General features: G+C 60.3%; 20 protein-coding genes. 8 read left to right on the top strand and 12 right to left on the bottom strand.

Annotated elements, in window-relative coordinates; all coding sequences use genetic code 11:
• Positions 1–56 precede the first annotated feature (56 nt).
• The 3 genes from AC3RLQ_RS05585 to AC3RLQ_RS05575 all read right to left on the bottom strand — a co-directional run bounded on the left by AC3RLQ_RS05585 (position 57) and on the right by AC3RLQ_RS05575 (position 4879).
• Positions 57–2111, bottom strand: coding sequence for an amylo-alpha-1,6-glucosidase (locus AC3RLQ_RS05585; RefSeq protein WP_493035127.1), 2055 nt, complete (start codon positions 2109–2111; stop codon positions 57–59).
• Positions 2108–4000, bottom strand: coding sequence for a malto-oligosyltrehalose trehalohydrolase (gene treZ, locus AC3RLQ_RS05580; RefSeq protein ID WP_493035125.1), 1893 nt, complete (start codon positions 3998–4000; stop codon positions 2108–2110). The genes AC3RLQ_RS05585 and treZ overlap by 4 nt, the downstream gene beginning before the upstream one ends.
• Positions 4001–4108: 108 nt before the next feature.
• Entirely contained in the window at positions 4109–4879 is a 771-nt protein-coding gene (locus tag AC3RLQ_RS05575) for a metallophosphoesterase family protein (RefSeq protein ID WP_493035123.1), read from the bottom strand.
• 88 nt (positions 4880–4967) lie between these two features.
• On the opposite strand from AC3RLQ_RS05575, the gene AC3RLQ_RS05570 reads away from it, so the two are divergent.
• From AC3RLQ_RS05570 to AC3RLQ_RS05560, 3 genes are all read left to right on the top strand, one after another.
• Positions 4968–5768 carry a nucleotidyltransferase family protein gene (locus AC3RLQ_RS05570; protein WP_493035121.1) on the top strand — a complete coding sequence of 267 codons (801 nt, stop codon included), beginning with the start codon at positions 4968–4970 and terminating at the stop codon, positions 5766–5768.
• A 92-nt stretch (positions 5769–5860) separates the two neighbouring features.
• Complete coding sequence (locus AC3RLQ_RS05565) at positions 5861–7519, top strand: ABC1 kinase family protein (RefSeq protein ID WP_493035119.1); 1659 nt, start codon at positions 5861–5863, stop codon at positions 7517–7519.
• Positions 7520–7638: 119 nt separating this feature from the next.
• Positions 7639–9147: an NAD(P)H-dependent oxidoreductase gene (locus AC3RLQ_RS05560; RefSeq protein WP_493035117.1), complete on the top strand. Its 1509-nt coding sequence runs from the start codon at positions 7639–7641 to the stop codon at positions 9145–9147.
• A 28-nt stretch (positions 9148–9175) separates the two neighbouring features.
• Here AC3RLQ_RS05560 and AC3RLQ_RS05555 read toward each other — a convergent pair whose 3' ends face one another.
• Both AC3RLQ_RS05555 and AC3RLQ_RS05550 read right to left on the bottom strand, forming a co-directional pair.
• On the bottom strand, positions 9176–9847 hold the full coding sequence (locus AC3RLQ_RS05555; RefSeq protein WP_493035115.1) for an OmpA family protein: 672 nt from the start codon (positions 9845–9847) through the stop codon (positions 9176–9178).
• A gap of 61 nt (positions 9848–9908) precedes the next feature.
• The gene (locus AC3RLQ_RS05550) at positions 9909–11168 is read right to left on the bottom strand and encodes a hypothetical protein (protein ID WP_493038852.1); all 1260 of its coding nucleotides are present in this window, start codon (positions 11166–11168) and stop codon (positions 9909–9911) included.
• A 247-nt stretch (positions 11169–11415) separates the two neighbouring features.
• Here AC3RLQ_RS05550 and AC3RLQ_RS05545 point away from each other — a divergent pair, with 247 nt between their 5' ends.
• Positions 11416–12048: a hypothetical protein gene (locus AC3RLQ_RS05545; RefSeq protein ID WP_493035114.1), complete on the top strand. Its 633-nt coding sequence runs from the start codon at positions 11416–11418 to the stop codon at positions 12046–12048.
• Positions 12049–12167: 119 nt separating this feature from the next.
• On the opposite strand, the gene AC3RLQ_RS05540 is transcribed toward AC3RLQ_RS05545, so the two are convergent.
• Positions 12168–13046: an SDR family oxidoreductase gene (locus AC3RLQ_RS05540; protein WP_493035112.1), complete on the bottom strand. Its 879-nt coding sequence runs from the start codon at positions 13044–13046 to the stop codon at positions 12168–12170.
• Positions 13047–13213: 167 nt separating this feature from the next.
• Positions 13214–15046 (bottom strand): glycoside hydrolase family 15 protein, encoded by a 1833-nt coding sequence (locus AC3RLQ_RS05535; RefSeq protein WP_493035110.1) that lies wholly within the window; start codon positions 15044–15046, stop codon positions 13214–13216.
• A gap of 119 nt (positions 15047–15165) precedes the next feature.
• Here AC3RLQ_RS05535 and AC3RLQ_RS05530 point away from each other — a divergent pair, with 119 nt between their 5' ends.
• Entirely contained in the window at positions 15166–15765 is a 600-nt protein-coding gene (locus tag AC3RLQ_RS05530) for a nitroreductase family protein (RefSeq protein WP_493035108.1), read from the top strand.
• A gap of 314 nt (positions 15766–16079) precedes the next feature.
• Positions 16080–17333, top strand: coding sequence for a phospholipase D-like domain-containing protein (locus AC3RLQ_RS05525; RefSeq protein WP_493035106.1), 1254 nt, complete (start codon positions 16080–16082; stop codon positions 17331–17333).
• A 6-nt stretch (positions 17334–17339) separates the two neighbouring features.
• On the opposite strand, the gene AC3RLQ_RS05520 is transcribed toward AC3RLQ_RS05525, so the two are convergent.
• Complete coding sequence (locus AC3RLQ_RS05520) at positions 17340–18077, bottom strand: endonuclease/exonuclease/phosphatase family protein (protein WP_493035102.1); 738 nt, start codon at positions 18075–18077, stop codon at positions 17340–17342.
• Positions 18078–18167: 90 nt separating this feature from the next.
• Positions 18168–18806, bottom strand: coding sequence for a sigma-70 family RNA polymerase sigma factor (locus AC3RLQ_RS05515; RefSeq protein WP_493035099.1), 639 nt, complete (start codon positions 18804–18806; stop codon positions 18168–18170).
• Between the two features lie 182 nt (positions 18807–18988).
• On the opposite strand from AC3RLQ_RS05515, the gene AC3RLQ_RS05510 reads away from it, so the two are divergent.
• Positions 18989–19147, top strand: a complete 159-nt coding sequence (locus tag AC3RLQ_RS05510; RefSeq protein WP_493035096.1) for a DUF3309 family protein — start codon at positions 18989–18991, stop codon at positions 19145–19147.
• Positions 19148–19162: 15 nt separating this feature from the next.
• Positions 19163–20245: a DNA topoisomerase IB gene (locus tag AC3RLQ_RS05505; protein WP_493035094.1), complete on the top strand. Its 1083-nt coding sequence runs from the start codon at positions 19163–19165 to the stop codon at positions 20243–20245.
• 13 nt (positions 20246–20258) lie between these two features.
• Here AC3RLQ_RS05505 and AC3RLQ_RS05500 read toward each other — a convergent pair whose 3' ends face one another.
• The 3 genes from AC3RLQ_RS05500 to AC3RLQ_RS05490 all read right to left on the bottom strand — a co-directional run bounded on the left by AC3RLQ_RS05500 (position 20259) and on the right by AC3RLQ_RS05490 (position 22349).
• Complete coding sequence (locus tag AC3RLQ_RS05500; protein WP_493035091.1) at positions 20259–21398, bottom strand: zinc-binding metallopeptidase family protein; 1140 nt, start codon at positions 21396–21398, stop codon at positions 20259–20261.
• Between the two features lie 112 nt (positions 21399–21510).
• Positions 21511–21900, bottom strand: coding sequence for a hypothetical protein (locus AC3RLQ_RS05495; RefSeq protein WP_493035090.1), 390 nt, complete (start codon positions 21898–21900; stop codon positions 21511–21513).
• 2 nt (positions 21901–21902) lie between these two features.
• Complete coding sequence (locus tag AC3RLQ_RS05490) at positions 21903–22349, bottom strand: CBS domain-containing protein (protein ID WP_493035089.1); 447 nt, start codon at positions 22347–22349, stop codon at positions 21903–21905.
• Between the last annotated feature and the right edge of the window lie 28 nt (positions 22350–22377).

The raw sequence follows: 22377 nt of genomic DNA, 5'->3' as shown, positions 1-22377 counted from the left end.
GCTGATTCGTAGATCAGGGGTGAGACGGATGTGAGCATCGGGTCTGTGAGGCACCTTTAATTGGAGGGTGGCTCGGCGGTCTTGGCCCAGCAGCGCAGCACTTCCGCCACGCTCCACGCCTGCGCGATGCAGGCGCGCTGCGTGTATGGCTCCTCTGCATCAAAGACTTCGCTGATGGAGCCGACGCAGCCCTGATCCAGATGCTGGATGAGTCCATCGAGAAAATGACGCGCGCCTGCGCGATCCTCCGGATGCACCTTGAGCCAGGCATCAATGAACGGCCCGATGAGCCATGCCCACACGGTGCCTTGATGATAGGCGGCATCCCGCGCACGGAGGTCTCCAAAGTAGCGCGCCTTGTAGTCCGGGTGGATGCGTGAAAGGGAGCGAAGCCCCACGGGTGTGAGCAGCTCTGCGCGCACCTTTTCCAGCACGGCAGCCCAATGTGCCTGATCCAGCACGGGATGGCGCAGGGAGATGGAAAAAATCTGATTGGGGCGCATGGCTGCGTCATCGCCATGCTCGCCATCCACCACATCCAGCAGATGACCGCGCTCTTCGGACCAGAAGCGGCGGTTGAAGGAGTCACGTGCGCGCTGCGCGTATTCATCAAAACGATGCGCAGCATCCTCCCCCTGCTCAGCACGCAGCCAGTCTGCCAGCAGGCGCAGGGCGTTGTACCAAAGGGCGTTGATCTCCACGGCTTTGCCACGGCGTGGAGTCACCACCCAGCCGTCTACTTTCGCATCCATCCAGGTGAGCTGGTAGCCCTCCGCTCCTTGGCGCAGCAGGCCGTCGCCATGGTCCACACCGATGCCAAAGCGTGTGCCGCGCAGGTGATGCTCCGCAATGTCCACCAGCTTTGGAAGCAGCTGCTGCAGCGTGCCGCGATCATTTGTCGCGTCCAGATATCGGTCCAGCGCATGGAAGAACCACAACGTGGCATCGGCCGTGTGGTAGACGCCTTCACGCTCCCCGTCGGGGAAGTAATTCGGGATCAGTCCATCGCGGATGTAGTAGGCAAAGGTGCGTAAAATCCATGCGGCCTCATGGTAGCGCCCGGTGGTGAGCGTGAGGCCTTCCAGGCTGATCATGGTGTCGCGCCCCCAGTCGGTGAACCAGTGATAACCGGCGATCACCGTGCGCACCTCATCCCCGCCCGCCTTGGCACGCGCCGCGTCTTCGATGCGCCCTGCAGGCGTGATGATGAACTGATCCGCCGCGAGCACGAGCTCCGAGGCTGGCGGGCCTTGCACCGCAGGCGCGGCCACAGAGACCAGTCTGCGACGCCGCGCCAGATCGGCGGACAGAGCGGATTCAGGATCGATCGCGAGGATGGAGGCCCAGTCTTCCGTGGAAGCCACGAGTGTCACCGGACGGTCTGGACGAAGATCCAGCGTGAACGCGCCCGGAGACCACAACATACCACGGGAGTGATAGCCGCGGTCCGCCTCCGTCTGGTAGCCGATCTCACGCACCTGGCCGCCTTCATGCCGGAAGCTGGCCTTGGAGTCATTGATGTACAAACGCAGCGCATAGGGCAGCCCGACAGTGGAGAGCTCATAGCGCCGCTCATGAATGAGCAGCGAATAGCCTGCGGCAAAGGGCTCTGCCACATCATGCTCATAGCGGCGGAAGTGCACCGAGGGGCAGAGCTCCAGCTGCGCGGAGTCCTGGCCGGAGAGCAGCCGGTAGGTGATGTGCACGGTGTTCTGCCCGTGGATCAGCAGCACGCGCTTTTCAATGGTGTAGCCCCAGGCTTCAAACACCCACACAGGCAGGCCATGCTCCAGCCGGAACTCACGCACGTAGTGCTCCTGCGAGCCGTTTTCCCCTGCGGTGCGGGCCTCCTCGCCGCCAATCAAAACGCGACGGTTTTCGGCGAGGCGCAGATGCTCGGCCAGATGATTCAGCATGACCACACGGCCAAAAGGTGCGGGAAGCGCCGCCACCAGCAGGCCATGGTAGCGCCGTGACACCATGCCGCAGATGGTTCCCGAGGCGTAGCCTCCCAGCCCGTTGGTGATGAGCCATTCGCGGCGGAGGATTTCACGGGCGTTGTCGGCTTGCGCCTGGGCGACGTCGATGCGGCGGATAAGATCGGCATTCATGGTGCGGAGATGGGGGTGAGGAGTGCGGCGGATTCAGCAGGGAGATTCCAATTGTCGTCAGAGTCGATGGCAGGCGTTCCTCCGCCGCCATAGCGGGGATCCTCGCTCGACCATGCGGTCTCCCACAAACAGCCGAGCGGTGGCGCCAGCAACGGCTCGGGTGCGGGGTCCAGATGAAGATGCGCGCCCAGATTGATCAGCAGCAGACGGTCATTCTGATCGCGGCCGAAGAAGCGCAGGACGAAGGCGGAGGGGCCAAGCACCGCGCCATCAAAGGTGCCGCGCTGCGCGCGCGCCAGCAGCGGATCGTCCCTTCGCAGACGCAGCAGGTCACGATGCAGCCGCAGCACCTCCGCATTTTTTTCACGGTCGGCGAAGTCCAGCTTACAGCGCAGGAAGGTCTCTTCGAGCTCGGGATTTGGAATCAGCGCCGCCACATCTTCAGACGCGATGCTGGGAAACTGCGCAAGGAACTGCTCGCGGCCTTTCGCGACCAAAACGGCCAGATCCGGCTGGTGATCGGCAAAATAGAGAAACGGGGATGACGCAGCAAACTCCTGCCCCTGAAAGAGCATGGGCGTGTTTGGCCCCAGCAGGAGCAGCGCGGTCAGCGCGCGCAGCTTCGCAGCACTGGTCAGCGTGTGAGCGCGGCGGCCCCAGAGTGAATTGGCAATCTGGTCGTGATTTTGAAGAAAGTTGACGAAATTGGAAGGTGCCAGATCAAAGCATGGAGTGCCACGGCGGGCGCTCTGCCACTTGTAACGCTGGCCTTGGAAGAGGAAGCCCCACTTGGCGGAGGAGATGAACTCCTGAGAGGAGCCATGATAGTCGGTGTAATAGGCTTCATTGCGCCCCGTCATGGCCACGATGGCCGTATGATGAAAGTCATCGTTCCAGAGTGCATCCAGACCATGGCCGCCCTGGGCGCGCGGGCGGATGAGCTGCGCATGCTGCGATTCATTTTCTCCCACAACATAAATGCTCCGCCCGCCGCCTGCGGCATGAGCACGGCGGGTGACGGCTGCCAGCATGTGCTCCTGGGAGGCGTCATAGATGTTCTGGGTCGCATCAAGGCGCAGGCCATCGCAATGAAATTCGTCGATCCAGTAGCCCGCATTGGCGATGAAGAGCTCGCGCACTGGCTCGCTGAATTCGCCGTCGAAATTCGGTGGCTCGCCCCAGTCCGTGGTGTAACGCGAGCTGAAGTAGTGGGGGGTGAACTCCCGCAGGTAGTTCCCATCCGGGCCGAGGTGATTGTACACCACATCCAAAATCACGCCGAGCCCGAATGAATGCGCACGGTCCACAAAAAGGCGAAAGTCATCCGGGCTGCCATACAGCCGCGTGGGAGCGTACAAGTTCACCCCATCGTAGCCCCAGCCGAAACGTCCCGGAAAATCCGCCACCGGCATGACTTCCAGCAAGGTGACGCCCAGATCCGCCAGATGAGGCAGTTGTTCAGTCGCAGCCGTCCACGTGCCTTCACGAGTGAAGGTGCCGATGTGCATTTCGTACACCACCTGGCCTTCGCGCGTTACGCCCTGCCATGTTTTATCCGACCATGCAAAGGCATTGGGATCGACGATGAGCGAAGGTCCATGGGGACCCTGGGGTTGGAAGCGTGAAGCCGGGTCAGGAAAATCTTTGCCATCCAACCGGAGGCGGTAGTGCATCCCGGCACGCGCCGTGGCGCTCCATCCCGACCAGTAGCCGCCGGCTTCGGAAGTGAGCAGCAGTTCATCACCATCGGTCAGGTCTTCTCCCTCAGCCACAATCACAGCCACCTGCTTTGCTGACGGTGCCCAAGTGCGGAAGTGCACACCACCTCCGGGTTGAATTTCGGCCCCCACTGGCAAGCGGCGTTGCGCATGGTCGAGGGGTTCAGTCATGGTTGGGACGGGGGAGAAAGGAGGCGATTTCAAAAGGGATCTCATGGAAGTTGTTCTTCCACTTATCGTGCGGGACAGGGCGGATGAGCGTAGCCATCATGCCCTGCCTCATCCGTGCTCACTTGCAGCGGCATGGTTTTCATTCAGCTGCAAAATTCGAAACGCAGGCCGGTCCGGGTACGACTTTTTAAGCAGTGGATGCGAGACATTGTAGACGGGCACGCCCGAACTCGTGCGGCCTTCGAGCGAGCCATGGTGCGCATGCCCATGAAAGGCGGCGGTGACATGGTGGTGATTCAGCGGCTCCTCGAGACGCGTCGAACCCATGAAGGGAAAGACTTCAGGATTCTCCCCGGCCACCGTGGCACGAATGGGCGAATAATGCAGCAGCACCACCCGGTGCGGTGTTTCCAGGCGGGCCAGCGCACGCTCCAGCCGCATGGCCTGGTTCACGCCTTCCTGCACAAACGCTTTGATCAGGGGCTCGCCCCAGGCGCTGAGCATGCTGCTGTCAAAACCTCCGCCGAAACCGCATACACCGGCAAAACCCACGCCTTTGATTTCCACACATTCGCCATCCAGCATGGTCACCCCTGCCTCCACGAGAGTCTTCGTGACCTTGTCGGCGTGGCCGGATTCGTAATCGTGATTTCCCAGAACGGCGAGAACCGGAATGGTGACGTGAGTCTTGATGTCATGCGCCAGAGCGCGCGCCTCGTCCACCTCGCCGTAGTCTGTCAGATCGCCGCAAAGCAGCAGGACATCTGCAGCCGCCGAAGCCTCCGCAAACAGCGCCTGCAGGACGCCTTGTGAGGATTTGCGATAGTGAAGGTCTGCTGTGGCCGCGATCCGCATGACGGGAGTGGTGGGTTCCTGCATGAAATCGTTTCAAACTACCGGGCTGCCGTGTCAAAAAGCGGTCAATTAAGCCAAGCGCAAAGCCTGCCCGGCAGCCGATAAACTCCAAATGCAGAACGAGGCGCACCATTTCTCCGACGAGCACGACTTCTACCGCTCCGCCATGGAAGTCCTGCGCTCCTCATCTGTGAACTTTCTGGTGGGCGGAGCCTTTGCGCTGCGTGTCCACTCCGGGGTCAGACGCGACACCAAGGACTTCGATGTGCTGGTGCGCCCGCAGGATGTGGAGCGCACCCTGGAGGTGCTTCGCAGCGCAGGCTTCCTGGTGGAAATGACCTTTTCCCACTGGCTGGCGAAGGTGCGGCATGAATCCCATTTCATTGACATCATCTTCCGCTCGGGCAACGGCCTCTGTGATGTGGATGACGAATGGTTCAAGTTTGCACGTGTCGCGGAAGTTCTCGGCATGCTGCTGCCAGTCTGCCCCGCCGAGGAGTTGCTGTGGCAGAAAGCCTTCATCATGGAGCGCGAACGCTTTGATGGAGCGGATGTCCAGCATCTGCTGCGCAGCTGTGGCAGAAAGATGGACTGGGACCGCCTGCTGTGGCGTTTCGGCAACGACTGGCCGGTGCTGCTGAGTCATTTGATTCTCTTCGCGTATGTTTATCCCGGCGAGCAGGACGCCGTGCCGATCGAGATCACCGAGCGCATGATTGCAATGCTGAAGCACCGGAACATTCCTGCCTCCAAAAATCTCTGCCAAGGCACTCTGCTGTCCCGACTGCAATACCTGGATGACGTGGAGCAATGGGGCTACAGCGATGCACGCACTGCCTCCAAAGTGGCGATGAATGAAACCGAACTGCGGCTGTGGACTCGGGCTGCCAGAGAGCAGGAGGCTGAGGACTGAGGCGGTCAGAAATCAAAACACGTTTTCTACGCCTGAACACGCCCCGCCCCCCGATAGAAGGATGAGATCTTTCCCTGATCCCCACCACCTCCATGAGCCTCTCCCTAAAACCCGCCAATCTGAAACGTTATCGTGATCTGCTCATGCTGTTCTACAAGTACGGCCATGGCGATCTCGTCAAAAACGCACCGGTGATCGATGATCCCCTGCCCCATGCCCCGCCTGCGCCGATGCCGCTGGAGGCAAAAGAACTGGCGAATGACATCGAAAAACTCGGACCCACCTACATCAAGCTGGCGCAGCTTCTTTCCACCCGCTCTGACATGGTGCCGCAAGGCTACATGGATGCTCTCTCACGGCTGCAGGATCATGTGGAGCCTTTCTCCTTTGATCAGGTGCAGGCCATTGTCTCGATGGAAGTGGGCGCACGTCTGTCGAAAGCATTCATCGAGTTTGATGAAGTCCCCATCGCAGCCGCATCCCTGGGCCAGGTGCACCGGGCGGTGCTGCGCAGCGGCCAGCAGGTGGTGGTGAAAGTGCAGAGGCCCGATGCGCGGCAAAACGTCTCTGAAGATCTGGAGGCCATGACCGAACTCGCGACCTTTCTGGATGCGCACTCCGATATAGGACGGCGCTATGGACTGGTTCAAATCGTGGAGGAACTGCGCAAATCACTGCTGCGTGAGCTCGACTACCGGCTGGAGGCGATGAACCTGCTGCTGATGCGCGAGCATCTGGGCGCCTTTAAAAACATCCTCGTCCCGGCACCGGTGGAGGATTATTCCACGGGCCGCGTGCTGACGATGGAACACGTGACAGGTCAAAAGATCACCAAGTTCAGTCCGCTGATCCGCGTGGATATTGATGGCGATGGACTGGCGGAGGAATTGTTCCAGGCCTATCTGCATCAGATTTTGGTGGTGGGGGTGTTTCATGCCGACCCGCATCCAGGCAATATCTTTTTAACCGATGACCACCGCATCGCGCTGCTGGATCTCGGCATGGTGGGCCGCGTGGGCCGCAACATGCAGGACCTGCTGCTGAAACTGCTGCTGGGCATCAGCGAAGGCAATGGAGACCAGGCCGCGGATGTGGCAGAGAAAATGGGCGAGCCGGATGAAGAATACGATGCGCTCACCTTCAAACGGCGCATCGCGGATCTGGTGAGCCAGCAGCGCACCGCGAACTTGAGCGATCTGCAAATCGGCCGGGTGGTGCTGGAGGTGCAGCGAATCGCCGGAGACTGCCACCTGCGCGTGCCGCCGGAGTTCACGCTGCTGGGCAAGACGCTGCTCAATCTTGATCTTGTGGGGCGCACCTTGTCGCCACATTTTGACCCCAATGAATCTGTGCGGCGGAATTCCGCCAAGATCATGCATGAGCAGGCGCTCAAGAGCTTCTCCTCTGGAAACTTGTTTGGTCTGATGCTGGAGGCGAAGGAGTTTCTCGAAAAGCTGCCTTCACGTCTCAATCATCTGCTGGAGCTTCTTTCCACCAACAAGCTGCGAGTCAAGGTGGACACGTTCAATGAAAACCTGATCATCACGACGCTGCAGAAGATCGCCAACCGCATCACGCTGGGGTTGATCCTTGCATCCTTGATCGTGGGAGCGGCGCTGCTCATGCGCGTGGACACGCCCTTCCGCATCTTTGGCTACCCCGGCGTGGCCATGGTGTTCTTCTTTATGGCCGCGAGCGGCGGACTGGCGCTGGCATGGCAGATTGTGCGGAGTGATCAGACAAAGCATTGAAGATAGTGCGATGCCATGCGCTGATTTTTTCAGTGCATGCGAAGTGGCTGACGCGCAGCAGAGCGGCCTGATGCGATTCTTTGGCATTCCAGGCGCGAAGGCGCCGGATCCGCATGGCGATGAACTCCCACCAGTCCCCTTTACCCAAGTCTCCCAAGCACCATGTGCTGGTGATGGACGCGCACCCGCGTGCGGACAGCTTCTGCCAGGCGCTGGTGGCCGCTGCGGCAAATGGTGCCAGAGCCGCGCAGCATGAGGTGCGCTGGATCGCGCTGCGCGAGTTTGCGTTTGATCTCAATCACACCGGCCAGCCCTTGGAACCCTGTCTGGAGCGATCCAGGCAGGAGCTGCTGTGGGCAGATCACCTCATCATTGTCTATCCAGTCTGGTGGGGAACGATGCCTGCCCTTTTGAAAGGCTGGCTGGACCGTGTGCTGCTGCCGGGCTTTGCTTTTGAGGAGCGCGAGGATGGTGGCTGGGAGGGACTGCTGGGCGGCAGATCGGCCACGCTGATCGCCACCATGGACACGCCGCGCTGGATCTTTGGCGGCATGCTGCACTCATGCAGCATCCGGGCGCTTCGGGATGCGACCCTGAGGTTTTGCGGCGTGGGCCCGGTGCGTGTGAGGATCTTTTCCCCCGTGCGCACCTCCACGCCCGAACTGCGGAAGCGCTGGCTGGAGCAGGCACGGCAGGAGGGATTTGAGCTGGAGAAAATCATGCTCACGGGCTGGCGGCCACGACTGCGTACATGGCTGCAGGCTTTGCGGCCGCAGTTTTATGTCTTCCCATGGCTGGCGCTGACGGCTGGTGCTGCCAGTGCCGCAACCATGAACGGCACCCCTTTCCAATGGACGCCCTATCTCCTGGCCTGGGCCGCTGCGTGGCTGCTGGAGGCCATGTCCGTGATCACCAATGAGATTCATGATGTGAAGACTGACACGCTGAACCGCAACAGCGGCCCCTTCACCGGTGGCTCGCGTGTGGTGGTGCAAAAACTCATGAGCATGGATCAACTGCGCCACGGTAGAAAAGTGGCCGGGGCATGCCTGGCCTGCGTGGGCCTGCTGCTCGTATTTCTGCCGGGTGCCAACGGGCTCGGTGTGCTGGGGCTGCTGGTGGTAGGACTGATTCTGGGCCTCGGCTATACCGCACCTCCGCTGCAACTGTCCTACCGTACCTGGGGCGAGCTGGACGTGGCGCTGACTCACAGCGTGCTGACGGTATTGCTGGGGCATTTTTCCCAAGGAGGCGCGGCGGAACTGCGGCCATGGCTCATCGCAGCGCCCATGTTTTTCGCCATTCTGCCAGCCATCATCCTGGCTGGATTTCCCGATCTGGAGGCTGACGAAGCGGCGGGTAAGCAAACGCTGGTGGTGCGCTTTGGCCGGCGGGCCGCATCAGGCATGGCCATGGGCGCTGCTTTCACCGCGGCGATCCTGCACGCGGCTTTGTTCGCCAGTCCCTGGTGGTTCTTTCTGGCGCTGCTCATTCATGGCAGCGTGCTGATGCTGGCCCTGACCACCTTCCGGCGGCAGCAGCGCGCGGGACGCATCAATGGGCTTCTGGCTCTGGCACTGACTTACATGATGTGGTATGTCTGGGTGCCGTGGCTGCCACCGCAATGAGAGTGTGCAGACCAGCAGCAGGAAGCTGCTATTTGGTCCGCACGATCAGCACCCGCCGGTCCAGCTGCATCTCGGGCTCAGTGCCTTGCGGATGCTGGGCGTAGCTGGAGCCGTAGCCATGCACGCGGAGCACAGCGGCGGGCACACCATAGCGCATGGTCAGCTCATCATACACACGCTGTGCACGGGCAAGAGAGAGCGCTGCATTGAGTTCTGCCAGGCCATCGGTGCTGGTATGACCTTCGATGTCAAACAGCGCCCCGGGCTCGGCGGCGATCACTGTTTTGATGACGCCGGCCATTTGCTCCAAAGAAGAGCGCGAGTCCGCATCAAGCAATTCGGCGGTTTCACGCACGAACAGAACCGGGAGCGTGACGTAAGGCAGCTCCCAGGTTTGATTTTGATTCTCCACCACGACCACGCTGCGCTGGGATTCATAGACCCGCGTCGGGAGACCGGGAGTTTCCACGGTGGTGGTGGTCTTCGTGGTCTTGACCACCTCGCCGGGCGCAGGCGCGGGCACAGGAATCGCTTCGACCTTCGGGGCGATCAGAAGCTGGCGCTGCGCGGCGAGTGGATCCAGGAGACGAGCCGCCGTGGCTGGAGTGACCTCACCCGGCTGCGCTACCACGGTCACCTGGGCCATTAGTGGAAGTTTGAGCAGACAGAGAAATGGCAGCAAAGACAAAGAAGTTTTCATGACTGGATGGTTTGAGAGTTTCACAGGATCTTTGAAAAATAGCCGATGAAGATGGGCATGCTCAACGGCCACCGCCGCCACTCCCTGCTCCACCGCCGCCTGAGCTGCCACCTGAACCGCCGCCTGTGCCTGTGCCTGTGCCTGTGCCTGTGCCACTTGAATGGGCGGTGCGTCCTCCGTTGGTGTTACCCGCGGGTGCCGTTCTGCCTCCATTGGTGTTGCCCGTCGGTGCACTCCATCCGCGCGATTGCGAGCCCATTTGAGCACCTCCAGCAGCGTTCGTTGATTGGGCAGCACCCGCCGTATTCGCAGTCACTCCACCAGCAGTCGTAGCTGGGGCGCCGCCAGCGGTGCGGGCTGTCGTTGTGGAGGAAGTCGCTGCGGAGGCGCCAGTGGTTCCGTTGACATTGGCTCCGTTGACGCTGGTGCCGTTGATGTTGGTTCCTTGAGTGCCTGCGGGGAGATTGGCATTCGCACCTCCGGTTCTCATCTGGGCTCCGTTAACTGCATTCACGCCGTTTACACCGTTCACGCCATTAGGAATGTTCGTATTTACTCCTGCGCTGATGGTTCCTTGAACTCCTCCATTCGTGAGGCCACCTCCGTTTACGATCACGTTGTCAGCATTGGTGAACCCACCATTTCCATCCGAGATTATACCGCTCGAATTCACTCCTACTGCGCCCGATGTGCTGGTTGCGGTCCCGTTCACACCCATGTTGGGATTGGTACCGCCCGCAGGAAGATTGGGCGAAGCGGAAGGACGCAGATTGGTCCCCTGATTGATTTGAGGCACTCCTGCCTGGTTTGGCAGCGCCTGGGTTCCGAGATCCGTGGTCATCGGCCCCGTGGCGCCAGCAGCTGTTCGGTCATGCACGAAGCCGCTGAAGCCAGAGGGAAGTGACACAAGCTGCCCGCTGGGTGTCAGCACCTGCCCTTCTGGCACGACCTTGTTGTTGAGCAGTGCCGCCTTGCCGCCATGCAGCCAAAAAGTTTGATTGTGAAACACCATGAAGCCGTCCCGTTCGGCAGCGATGTTGTCATAGACACTGAATCCTGAGGGAAGAGGCGTGAGTCCGCCCTCCCAGGTGAGAAACTGACCTTCGGGCACCAGCGCCCTGGTGATGGCTGCAGCACGGCCATTGCGCAGCAGGTAGGCCTGGCCACGGTAAACTGAAATGCCGTCGCTGACGACGCCAGAGTTGTTGGAGGAAGGACTGACCTGAGTGCTGGGCGGGTTGGGGCTGGGTGTCTGCGCCGCAGATGGCCCAGCGACAGCCAACAAGGAAAGGACGGTGATGAGGTGTGATAGTGGTTTCATAATACCTGTACATCGTGGGAGAACGCCGTGCAGACATCGGGAACCATGCTGCTTGACTGCTAGGGGTGCTGTTCACCTATCAGCTGCAGGAGGTGCAGGTGGAAAGCTGACAGGGGCATCAGAGGGAGCAGAAGCGGGCATTTCATGAATCCGGGCAAATTGCCGACTGCGAATTCCCATAGAGCCATCAAACCCCTGGCCATATGTACTTATGAAACATTCATTCCACTCAACGCATCTTCTCATTGTGGCCGCCCCGCTCTGGGCGCTGACCATGATTTGTTCGGCACAGAGTCTCACGCCCTCCACTGCTCCGCCGCCCCAATCCACTGTGGCACTGCCGCAAGACCTGCATGCAGCAGGCACCGTCAGCGCCTATGACGCCAAAGGTCTGACCGTGCAGGAACCCAGCACGGGCAGCATGACCGTTTACATGACGAATGGGGACACCACGTTTGTGGATACGCACGGCCGCTTCGTGGCGCCTGACCGTGTGGCCCTGCAGACACCGGTGAACGTTCATTACACGCCCGTGGGAAACATGCTGCTCGCCACCAAGATCATCGTGAATGTCCCGCTCACCGCAGACGGCAATCTGGCCGAACTCAGCCCTGAGGCCCTGGCCATTCAGCTGGCCGGCCTTCCCTCCACACGGGTGAGCTACGCCAGTGGCAGCAAACTGAAATTCGTGGATCAAACAGGCGCCGTGCTGCCTCTGCAGGCGGTGCCCATGGGCGCGCCAGTCCGGGTCTTTTATACCAAGGAGGGCAATGCCCTGGTAGCCACCAAAGTCCAGATGCTGGACCCCAACACCGGCTTGTCCACCACGACAACACGAACCACGACGACGACCACCACCACACGCTCAAATCAACGCTGATGGCGGCGGTTTGTCACATTCACGCAGATCGGCAGCGGTTCGGCAGAAATGCGCGTGCCGCTGCCAGCTTGCTTGTTGTTCATTTGAAGCCGCCCTGCAAAAGCATCGCGGGCCAGAGGTTATAGCGGCAACTGGCCACCTGTGGCACCATACACTTCTCCGCTGACATAACTCGCCTGCGAGCTGGCCAGAAAGACAAAGAGCGGTGCCAGTTCTGCGGGCTGGGCGGCGCGGCCGAAGACATTGTCAGCACCAAACATTTTCACTTTTTCCTTGGGCAGCGTGGAGGGGATCAATGGCGTCCAAACCGGCCCGGGAGCCACGGCATTGACGCGCACCCCCTGCTCCATGGCCAGATGGGCCAGTGAGCGTGTGAAGCTGACAATGGCGGATTTGGTGGAGGCGTAGGCCAGAAGATTGGGGCTCGGATCAAAGGCCTGGATGGAAGCCGTGTTGATGATGGAGGATCCCGGCTTCATCTGCGGCAGCAGCGCACGGCAAAGCCTGCACATGGCAAACACATTCACTTCATAGGTCTTCACGAACTCTTCATCGCTGAGCTCGCCAAGTGACTGGTAGGAACGCTGGAAGGCGGCGTTGTTGACGAGGATGTCCACCCCCCCGAGCTGCTCGACTGCAGCCTGAGCCATCTCATCGCAGGCTTGTTTGGTATCCAGGTCTCCAGGCAGGAGCACGGCCTTTCTGCCGGCGGCGTTCACCAGCTGCTCGGTGACGTGGGCATCTTCGTGCTCACATAGATAGGATATGGCCACATCGGCACCTTCACGTGCAAAGGCGAGGGCCACCGCCCGGCCAATGCCGCTGTCCGCGCCGGTGATCAATGCGCGACAGCCTTCCAGGAGATGATTGCCGCAGTAGCTGTTCTCACCATGATCGGCGGCAGGATTCATTTCCTCCTCGCTGCCAGGCGGGGTTTGAAACTTGGCGGAATAAGGAGGACGTGGATAGAGATCGCGGGGATCGGCAAGGGTCTTCATGGCATCGGGGAGATCGACTGATTCCTCTGACGCGGCTGGGTCCTTGAGTCAGGACGGGTGCTGAACGCGGCCTCAGGCCCGCTTTCACTTTGGCAATGGCTGCGGCCTCTTTTTTGCCAAAGTTCCTTCTCTGCATGCACCGCAGACGACACAAACGAAAGAACCGCTCATGACGTGGGCTCAGCAGCTGGTGCGTGCTTCGCCGCTGCATCGTTGGCGCTGCTGGCACGCTGAGAGGCCGGGCCGTGATGCTTGCTCAAATTCGCCGCTGAATTCAGCAGGGCCACGTGTGAAAAGGCCTGCGGAAAGTTTCCCGCCAGGCGACGTGTGCGTGGATCATACTCTTCGGCGAGCAAGCCCAGATCATTGCGCAATGAGAGAAGACGCTCAAACATCTCGCGCGCTTCATCGTAGCGGCCGGTCAGATTCAGGCAGTCGACCAGCCAGAAGGAGCATGGGAGAAAGGCCCCTTCCCCCTCAGGCAATCCATCGACCTCGGTGTCCGTGTGGTACCGCAGCACAAATCCGCCTGCCATGAGATTCTTTTCAATGGCAGCGATGGTGGACAGGACACGCGGATCGCTCGCTGGAAGAAAGCCCACCAGCGGCAGCATGAGGAGGCTGGCATCCAATTTGTCGCCGTCGAAGGACTGCACAAAGGCACCGCGTTTCCGACTGTACCCGCGCTCGCATACTTCGGCATGAATGCGGTCTCTCACGACACGCCACTCGGCTGCGTTTCCCTGAAGCCCAAATTTTTCGCAGGCCTGCACGGCGCGGTCCATCGCCACCCAGGCAAGCACCTTGGAGTGGGTAAAGTGGCGCGCAGGCCCACGCACCTCCCAGATGCCCATGTCCGGCTCCTGCCAGTGCTCGGCGACAAATTTCACCAGACAGCGTTCCAGCTGCCACGCGGCGCAGTCCACTTCCACGCCCTGCCGCCGTGTCTGATGCATCACGTCGAGGACTTCGCCATACACATCCAGTTGAAACTGCTGCGCGGCGGCATTGCCCACCCGCACCGGCTTTGAGTCCGCGTAACCCGCGAGGTACGGAAGCTCGTATTCGATGGATGGACGCTCGCCGCCGACGCCATAGAGCGTCTGCATCTGCGAGGGACTGCCCGCGACTGCGCGCAGCAGCCATTTTCTCCAGGCCTCGGCATCACGCTTATAGCCAGCATCCAGCAAGGAGTAGAGAGTAAAGGTGGCATCTCGCAGCCAGCAGAAGCGGTAATCCCAATTTCGCTGACCTCCGATCTGTTCAGGCAGCGAAGTGGTGGCTGCCGCCACGATGCCGCCCGTGGGCGCATACGTCAGCCCTTTCAACACCAGCAGCGAGCGCACCACGGCGTCCCGCCATTCACCGGCGGGCTGAGCGCGGCCTGCCCATTTCGTCCAGTAATCTTCGGTGCGCCGCAGACTTTCCTCTGAGTTTTCCGCCTCGGGCGGCGGTTTGTGGGAGGGGTACCACGTCAGCACAAATGCCTTCGACTCACCCGCCGTGACTGTGAAATTGGCCACGGTGGAAAATTCCCGGCCCTCCAGTTCCACATCGCTGCGCAAAATGATGGCATCTGGTCCCGCCATGGCCGTGATGCCGCCATCCACCCTTTGCACCCAGGGCACCAGCCGGCCATAATCAAAACGCAGGACCACACTCATCGTCATTTCCACCCTGCCCCGCAGCCCTTCGACTTTGCGCACGATGTCAGGATATTCATCTCTCAGTGGCATGCAGTCCGTCAGTCGCACACAGCCCTCCGCCGTTTCAAACTCCGTCTCAAGAATCAACGTGTCACCGCGATAACGACGGCTCGTTTTCACCACCTGCCCTTTCGGGCAGATTTTCCAGAAGCCATTTTCTTCCGTCCCCAGCAGGCGTGCAAAAAAAGCGCCTGAGTCAAAGCGGGGCATGCAGAGCCAGTCGATGGAACCATCGCGGCTCACCAGCGCGGCAGTCTCGGTATCACTCAGAAATCCATAGTCCTCGATCAGCATCCACCATCACTACGCGGCGCACACTGCAAGCGGAGGTATGTTTCATGCGCGGCCAGCCCGGGGCGGCCTTTTTGCTGTTCGAGACAACCGCAGCTCCGATCTCAGGCGATTAGGGACATATGAGCATGCTGCCTGATCCTGCCCAATTTCGTCAACCCGACCATGCCATTGAGCCGCTGATCTACCGCCGGTGGTCGCCGCGTGCCATGACGGGAGAGCCGATCTCCGAGGAAGAAATGCTGACGCTTTTTGAAGCAGCCCGCTGGGCGCCCTCCACCTACAATGAGCAGGAATGGCGCTTCCTCTACGCCCTGCGTGATACTTCCCACTGGCCCGCCTTCTTCGGTCTGCTGATGGAGGCCAATCAGGTCTGGTGCCAGCATGCGGCCATGCTGGTGGTCATTCTTGCCCACAAGGTGTTCAACAAGGATGGCAAACCCAATCCTGTGCACCTGTTTGACTGCGGCAGCGCCTTTGAAAACCTGGCGCTGCAGGGCACCGCCATGGGGCTCGTCGTGCATGGCATGTCAGGCTTCGATTTCGAACGTGCCCATAGCGAGCTGAAGGTGCCGGAAGATTATGCCGTTGCTGCGATGTTTGCGGTGGGGCGCCCGGGTGATCCCGACAAACTCCCTGAAAAACTGCGGCAGATGGAAGCACCCTCGCGTCGCCGCCCCGTCAAAGAAAGCATTCAAGAAGGGCCTTACATTTCCTCCTGAACTCACCACCCCACCTGCTGTCACCTTATGAAAATATCCATTCTCATTTTACTTCCTCCCTCAGGGCAGCAGGGCATAAAGCCAAGCCCGCGACTGACGGCTGCCCGCAGGTGGAAATATGAAGGGCAAGATGAGGCCGTTTCAAAACGCGGTCAGGAGGATGCAAAGCGCGCCTGGGCCACATTGAATCCAATCTCCGGCGGTGGTCAAAAAGGCGGCAAAGCTGCGGCCTCACGCTCCGGCCGATCATGAATTTCTTTCTCACTCCACAGCAAAGAAGAGAGGCAAGAGCAGGGGAAAAATCACACCGGCGCATGGTGCTTGCTGCGGCGGCCATCGCCAGTGGAGCGGCAGGAGTGCTCATCGCGCGGAACTTCTTTGAGACCGACAAAAAAATACAGCATGCCATTCACACCGACTGTGCCGTCGGTGATCCGCCCTTCTGCCGTACGATGAGCCATCTCCTTGGGCCACCGCTGGTCGAAGGCAACACGGTGGAAACGCTGGAGAACGGGCGTGAGATTTTCCCCGCCATGCTGGCCGCCATTGCCAGTGCGCAGCTCTCGATCACCTTTGAAAACTTTGTGCTTTCCGAAGGATCGGTGTGCCATCGTTTCGCCCTTGCGCTGGCTGAACGTGCCCGGGCGGGCGTGAAGGTGCACTTCCTGCAGGATGCCATGGGCTGCAACTGTCTGCGTGGTCCTGACCTAACACTGATGCAGCGTGCGGGCGTCGAAGTGGAGATCTTTCGCTACATGAATCTCACCCGTTTCAATCAGCGCACGCACCGCAAGATCCTGGTGATTGACGGCTGCGTCGGCTTTACGGGCGGTGTGGGGATCTCGGATGACTGGGACGGAGATGCGGATCTGCCAAGGCGCTGGCGTGACACGCATTACCGCCTGGAAGGTCCGGCCGTGGCGCAGCTGCAGCAGGCCTTCATGGACAACTGGATGGAAACGCGGACGGTGGTTCTGCACGGTGACGACTACTTTCCGGAACTGCCTCCGGTGGGGGACACCACCTGCCAGGTCTTCAAGAGTTCCGCCAGTGAGGGCGGTGAGAACGCCCGGCTGATGGTTCTGCTGTCGATCGCGGCAGCGCGTCAAACAGTCCGCATTGGCAATGCGTATTTCATTCCGGACGATCTCACCATCCAGACTTTGGTGGAAGCGCGCCAACGCGGGGTGGAAATCGAGGTCATTGTGCCGGGCCCTTTGATCGACGAACGCCTTGCGCGGCTGGTAGGCCGCTCGCGCTGGGGGCCGCTGCTGAAGGCGGGAGTGCGAATCTTTGAGTATGGTCCCGCGCTGTACCACTGCAAATACATGGTGGTGGATGGATGCTGGTCATCGGTGGGTTCGACCAATCTGGACAACCGCTCTTTGCGCCTTAATGCGGAGGCGAATCTGAACGTGCATGATGCCAGGTTCGCCAGCCATCACGAGCGGCTGTTTGCCAAAGACCGGGCCGTTTCAAAAGAGATCACGCTGAATGACTGGCAGCGGCGACCCATGGGTGAAAAGATGCTGGGATGCCTCGGCAATGCACTGCGCACGCAGATGTAACCCAGCTTAATTCAGCTCCAGATCAGCGATCACCGGCAGGTGATCTGACGCCAGCCGAGTCAGCGCTGTGCGGGGGACGTTCACATCCAGCACGCGGACGTCTGGACTGATGAAAAGATAATCCAGACGCATGAATGGTAAGCGCGATGGAAAGGTGGCGCGGCGCGTTGTCTTGACCTGCAGTGAGGCATCCCCCAGCGCTGCGGCAAAGCGACGATAGACGGAAGAAAGGGGCGGCGTGTTCAAGTCTCCGCAAAAGATCAACCGCTGCTGGCACTCCGGGTGCCCGAGCCATTCGGGGCCGAGAAGGGCCTCCATCTGCGCGGCCCTCTCGCGACTGCTCAGCCCGAGATGGGTATTGATGATCTGTACCTCCAGGTCCCCGCACTCTGCGGTGACCCACAGGGCGCCGCGCGGCTCAAAGGCGAGCATGGCTTTCACCGTGGGCAGCTCTCCGGCATGGCGGAGCTTCAGCGGCCATTTGCTCAGGATGGCATCTCCGTACATTTCTTCCTTCACGCGCAGAGCCGGATGGAAATGAAACCTCATCTTCAACTGCTCCGCAATGGCCCCCGCCTGATCCAGGCGGCCGCTGCGCATGCGTGAGAGATCCAGTTCCTGAATGGCGACGATGTCGGGATCATGCACGGCGATGACTTCCGCAATCCGTGCATGGCTGAGCTCGCCATCCGTTCCCACGCAGCTATGCGCATTGTAGGTCATCACTCGCAGCCTCTGGGTCATGCCAGAAGATCGCGGCAATGACACCATACGGATGCGACAAAAAAGGCGTGACGTCTTTGCAGACGCACGCCTTTTGAGAAGAACTGCATATTAAGCCGCCTGGAGGGTATGGATGGAGCTGCGGGTGCGGAAGGTCTGGCGCAGCTTTTTCAAGCCGAGCTCCATGCGCGTTTTCACGGTGCCCAGGGGTGTGTGCGTGGCCTCCGCCACTTCGCGCTGGCTCATGCCCTGCAGGAAGGCCAGCTCGATCACCTGCTTCTGCGCTTGTGGCAGCAGGGACAGATGCTCATTGAGCACGCGGCCCATGTCCGCCTGTTCGCAGTCTGCGGCAGAGTCCTGGGTGAAGGTCTCTGTCTTCTGGATGGACTCCTCCATGCGATCCTTGGCACGGCAGTAGGCCATGGAGCGGCGCAGATGGTCGATGGCGCGGCGTTTGCCCAGAGTCATCAGCCATGCCAGGGGGCGGCCTTTGGCAGCCGAGTAATGATCCACCTGGCGCCACAGTTCAAAGAAACACTCCTGCAAGACGTCTTCTGCAGCGGCGTCGTCATTGACGGTGCGCATGATGGTGCTCTTGAGCAGACGATGGTAGCGCTGCATGAGAATTTCCAACGCGCCCGCGTCACGCTGCTGGATGGCAGCCATGAGTTCTTCGTCAGGTGGCTGCTGGGTGTCGATTTCGTTGTGGGAAGGCGACTCGGTGAAGGATGTGGTGGTGAATGTTTTCATGGTGAGATGAGATACAAAACTTCATCCCGCCTCACAACCCGAGCCGACCCCGTCCATCCTGTCAGGTGAAGCCTGACCCCTGAGTAAAACATCAGGGTTCACCCAAATGCCCGCTCTCAGCCGTGTGGCATGAGTGAGAAGCATGCTACAGCCACGCAGTGCCGCCGCTGCGAAACAGCAGCATGAACACTCTGCTACTGGTCATCCTCATCCTTCTGATCCTCGGTGCACTGCCCACCTGGCCCTACAGCACCAGCTGGGGCTATGCGCCGAGCGGCGGCCTCGGCCTCGGCCTCGTGCTCGTCATCCTGCTGATCCTTGCCCTCATGGGAAGAATTTGAGCTGGAAACGTTCGCATGAAAGCGAGTGCCATCAGCGCCGCGAAACCCACGGCGCATGTGGCTGCCGGCCATGCGGGTCTGCGCTACGTGCTGGACGAGGGGCCGGGCATCACGCGCCGCCGGCAGGGTGCCACCTTTGTTTATCATCTGCCGGGTGGAGCGCGCCTGCGTGACAAGCCCACGCTGCAGCGCATCCGCGCCCTTGCCATTCCACCCGCATGGACTGAGGTGTGGATCTGCCCCGCTGAGAACGGTCACATTCAGGCCACGGGCCGCGATGCGCGAAGGAGAAAACAATACCGCTATCATGCACGCTGGCGTGCCGTGCGTGACGCCAGCAAATACGAGCGCGTGCCGGCCTTTGGCGCCGTGCTGCCGCGCATCCGCCAGCGCGTGGCGGCTGATCTGCGCCGCAAGGACCTGAGCCGGGAGAAGGTGATGGGCACGATCGTGCGCCTGCTGGAAACCACGCTGATACGCGTGGGCAACGACGAGTATGCCCAGCAGAACGGCAGCTACGGACTGACCACACTGCACAACCGCCATGCCAGGGTGAATGGCACGCAGATCACCTTTTCATTCAAAGGAAAGAGCGGCAGGCAGCACCAGATCGGCGTGAAGGATCCACGGCTTGCCAAACTGGTGCGCCGATGTCAGGAACTACCAGGACAGCAGCTTTTTGAATATCTGGATGAAGCAGGAGCCGTGCATGCCGTGACATCAGACGATGTGAACGCCTACCTGCGGGACATTGCAGGCGATGAGTTTTCCGCCAAGGACTTCCGCACCTGGGCAGGAACCGTCCACGCCGCCGTGGCACTGAGCCAGTGTGAAAAGTTTCATTCGCTCAGCGAAGCGAAAAAGCAGGTGGTGCATGCCATCGAGATGGTGGCGGAAAGACTGGGAAACACTGCGGCCGTCTGCCGCCGCTGCTACATTCATCCCGCCATTCTGGATGGATACATGGCCGGGCAGGTCATCGATGCGCCTGCTGATCAAGGCATGCACAAAGCAGCCGCCAAACTGCGTCCGGAAGAAGCCGCTGTGATGGCGCTGCTCAAGCGCCGAAAGTCCAGCGAGGGCCGGAATGGTGCGTGATGCACGCTGAGGCTCACGCCGCTGCCGCACCCGTTATAGGAGTCGGCACTGGAGCGGCCCCCGGTGGTGGCGGAACAGCGGCCTGCGGCGCTGGTTTTGCGGGTGGGGCCTGCGTCTGCCCGGCCCAGTTTTTAGCGGCGACTTTCACCACGTGATGGATGAACAGGATCTTCCGCGCCGTCTGGGGCGTGAATATAAAGGGATACATCGTGGCATGTCCAAGGCTCGCGGCCATTTCATTCAGTGCTGGCGAAAGCTTGGCCCATTCGTTGAGCGTGCTCAGAAAGCTGACATCCGCATCCGGAGCATCAGCCACCACCTGCTCCGGCAGCAATGGCGTGAATGGGATCGGCACGCTCTTGCTCGCCCAGCCAAACGCGGACGCCGTCTCCACGCCATCCACAATGTGCAGATACTGCGCCCAGGTTTCCGCCCAGTCCTCCCACGGATGCGACGTGGCATAGCTGGTGATGTGAGTCGTGGACCACGTGGCCGAGGGTCCGTTCGCGTAATACTGGGACAGCGCCTGAGAATAGTCGGCCCGCTCGTCACCAAACAGCGTGCGAAATTCGGCCAGCATGGAGTCGTCATCACCACTCTTTAAAAAAAAGCGGTCCCAGTAATAGTGCCCAAGTTCATGCCTGAAGTGTCCCACGAGGGTACGGTACGGCTCCCCCAGGTGGTGCCGCTGACGCTCGCGGTAGAGATCATCCGCCTCATTGAGATTGAGAGTGATGACCCCGTCCTTGTGACCAGTCATCACACACAGCGTAGGAATCGGGGTGAGAAAGTCAAAAGCGAGACCGTCAGGCTGCATTTTCCGGTCCGCAGGCGTGATGCCCAGCCGAGCGAGAGTGTAAACCGCCCTTCGTTTGGCCGTCTCCATCTTGTGCCACGAATCCTGGTTTCCCGGCACGCTCAGATCCGGCACCATGTGGTTCAATGCGCAGGCCGTGCAGTATTCCGGCCCAGGCACGGGAACCAGCCAGTTGCATACGCCAAAATCGACTCCGTTGCGGCACTGTGCATGGCCTTGCGACAAAGGCTTCATGGCATTGTCCACCAGATCATATCCCACCATGCTGCCGCACTTCAGGCAGAGGGTGTTCTCAAAAAACAGCGTGTTGCCGCAGGTGCAGGTGAAGTGATTCATGAGGCTGAATGGGAGTGTTGTGGGGTTGCCTAGATCATCGAAGCCGAGGCCCCCTTCGGCCTTGCCAGTTGGCTTCTCCCCTTTTGATAAACGCAGGAGTGAATCCTGCGCATCAGGCCCTCTCCTTGTTTTTTCTCTCCACTTCAGCAGCCACGCGGATGTCGTGGTCTGCTTCTTCCAGCCCGCTGCCGATCAGCTGTTCCGCGATGCTGTTGTCATTCTCTTCCGCCGATGAAGTGACTTCCAAGTGCCCCGATTGCAGTGCCTGCTTGTCCGCGACCGGCGCTGAAAGGAGCGCATCTCCCGCATCCGTCACTTCGATCGTGGTGCCTGCGCCTGCCAGCTCAGCCGCTGCCATGGCCAGATCTGCATCGGTCACTTTTTCACGTCCGTCACTCAGCGCCAGCTCCGCGGCACGCTGCTCGATTTCAATCTGGCTTCCCTGCCCGAGTCCGGGAGAGGAAGCTCTGATGCGGTTCGGTAGCAGAGTGTCTGCACTCATGATCAGGCTTTTTCGGGTGAACTCTCCTGGGAGGCTGACTGAGCCAGGGCTTGAATTTCTTCGCGGCTGAAGATGCCCACGATGCGCATCTCCCGGTCCACGACCGCCAGATAGCTCAGGCCATGCTCCTGCATGAGTCGCTGAGCGCTCGCGCATTCTTCGTCCTCATAGCAGAAGACCACGTCATCGCTCATGATCTGGCCCACTTTCCAGGCTTTGGGATCATGACCGTGGCCGCCCATTTCCCAGTCGGGATTTTTTTTGTTGATCATGCCCACCAGCTTGCTGTCCTGCGAAACCGGCCACTTGCTGGTGTCATGATCGCGCATGCGGATGCCTGCCGTCTGCACAGAGTCATCCGGGTGCAGGGCACCAGCCACCTCATCCGTCAGTGATTTCAAGGATCGGACCGGGGCTTTGGGCGGATCGGGTGTGTGTTTATCAGGCATCAGTTTGGAGGGGTGTCTCTTTCCTTCA

It is taken from the genome of Prosthecobacter sp. GW821-HT29F12, assembly GCF_058803405.1.
Note: the sequence above shows the minus strand (reverse complement) of the source record. Positions and strands in the feature narration are given on the sequence as shown.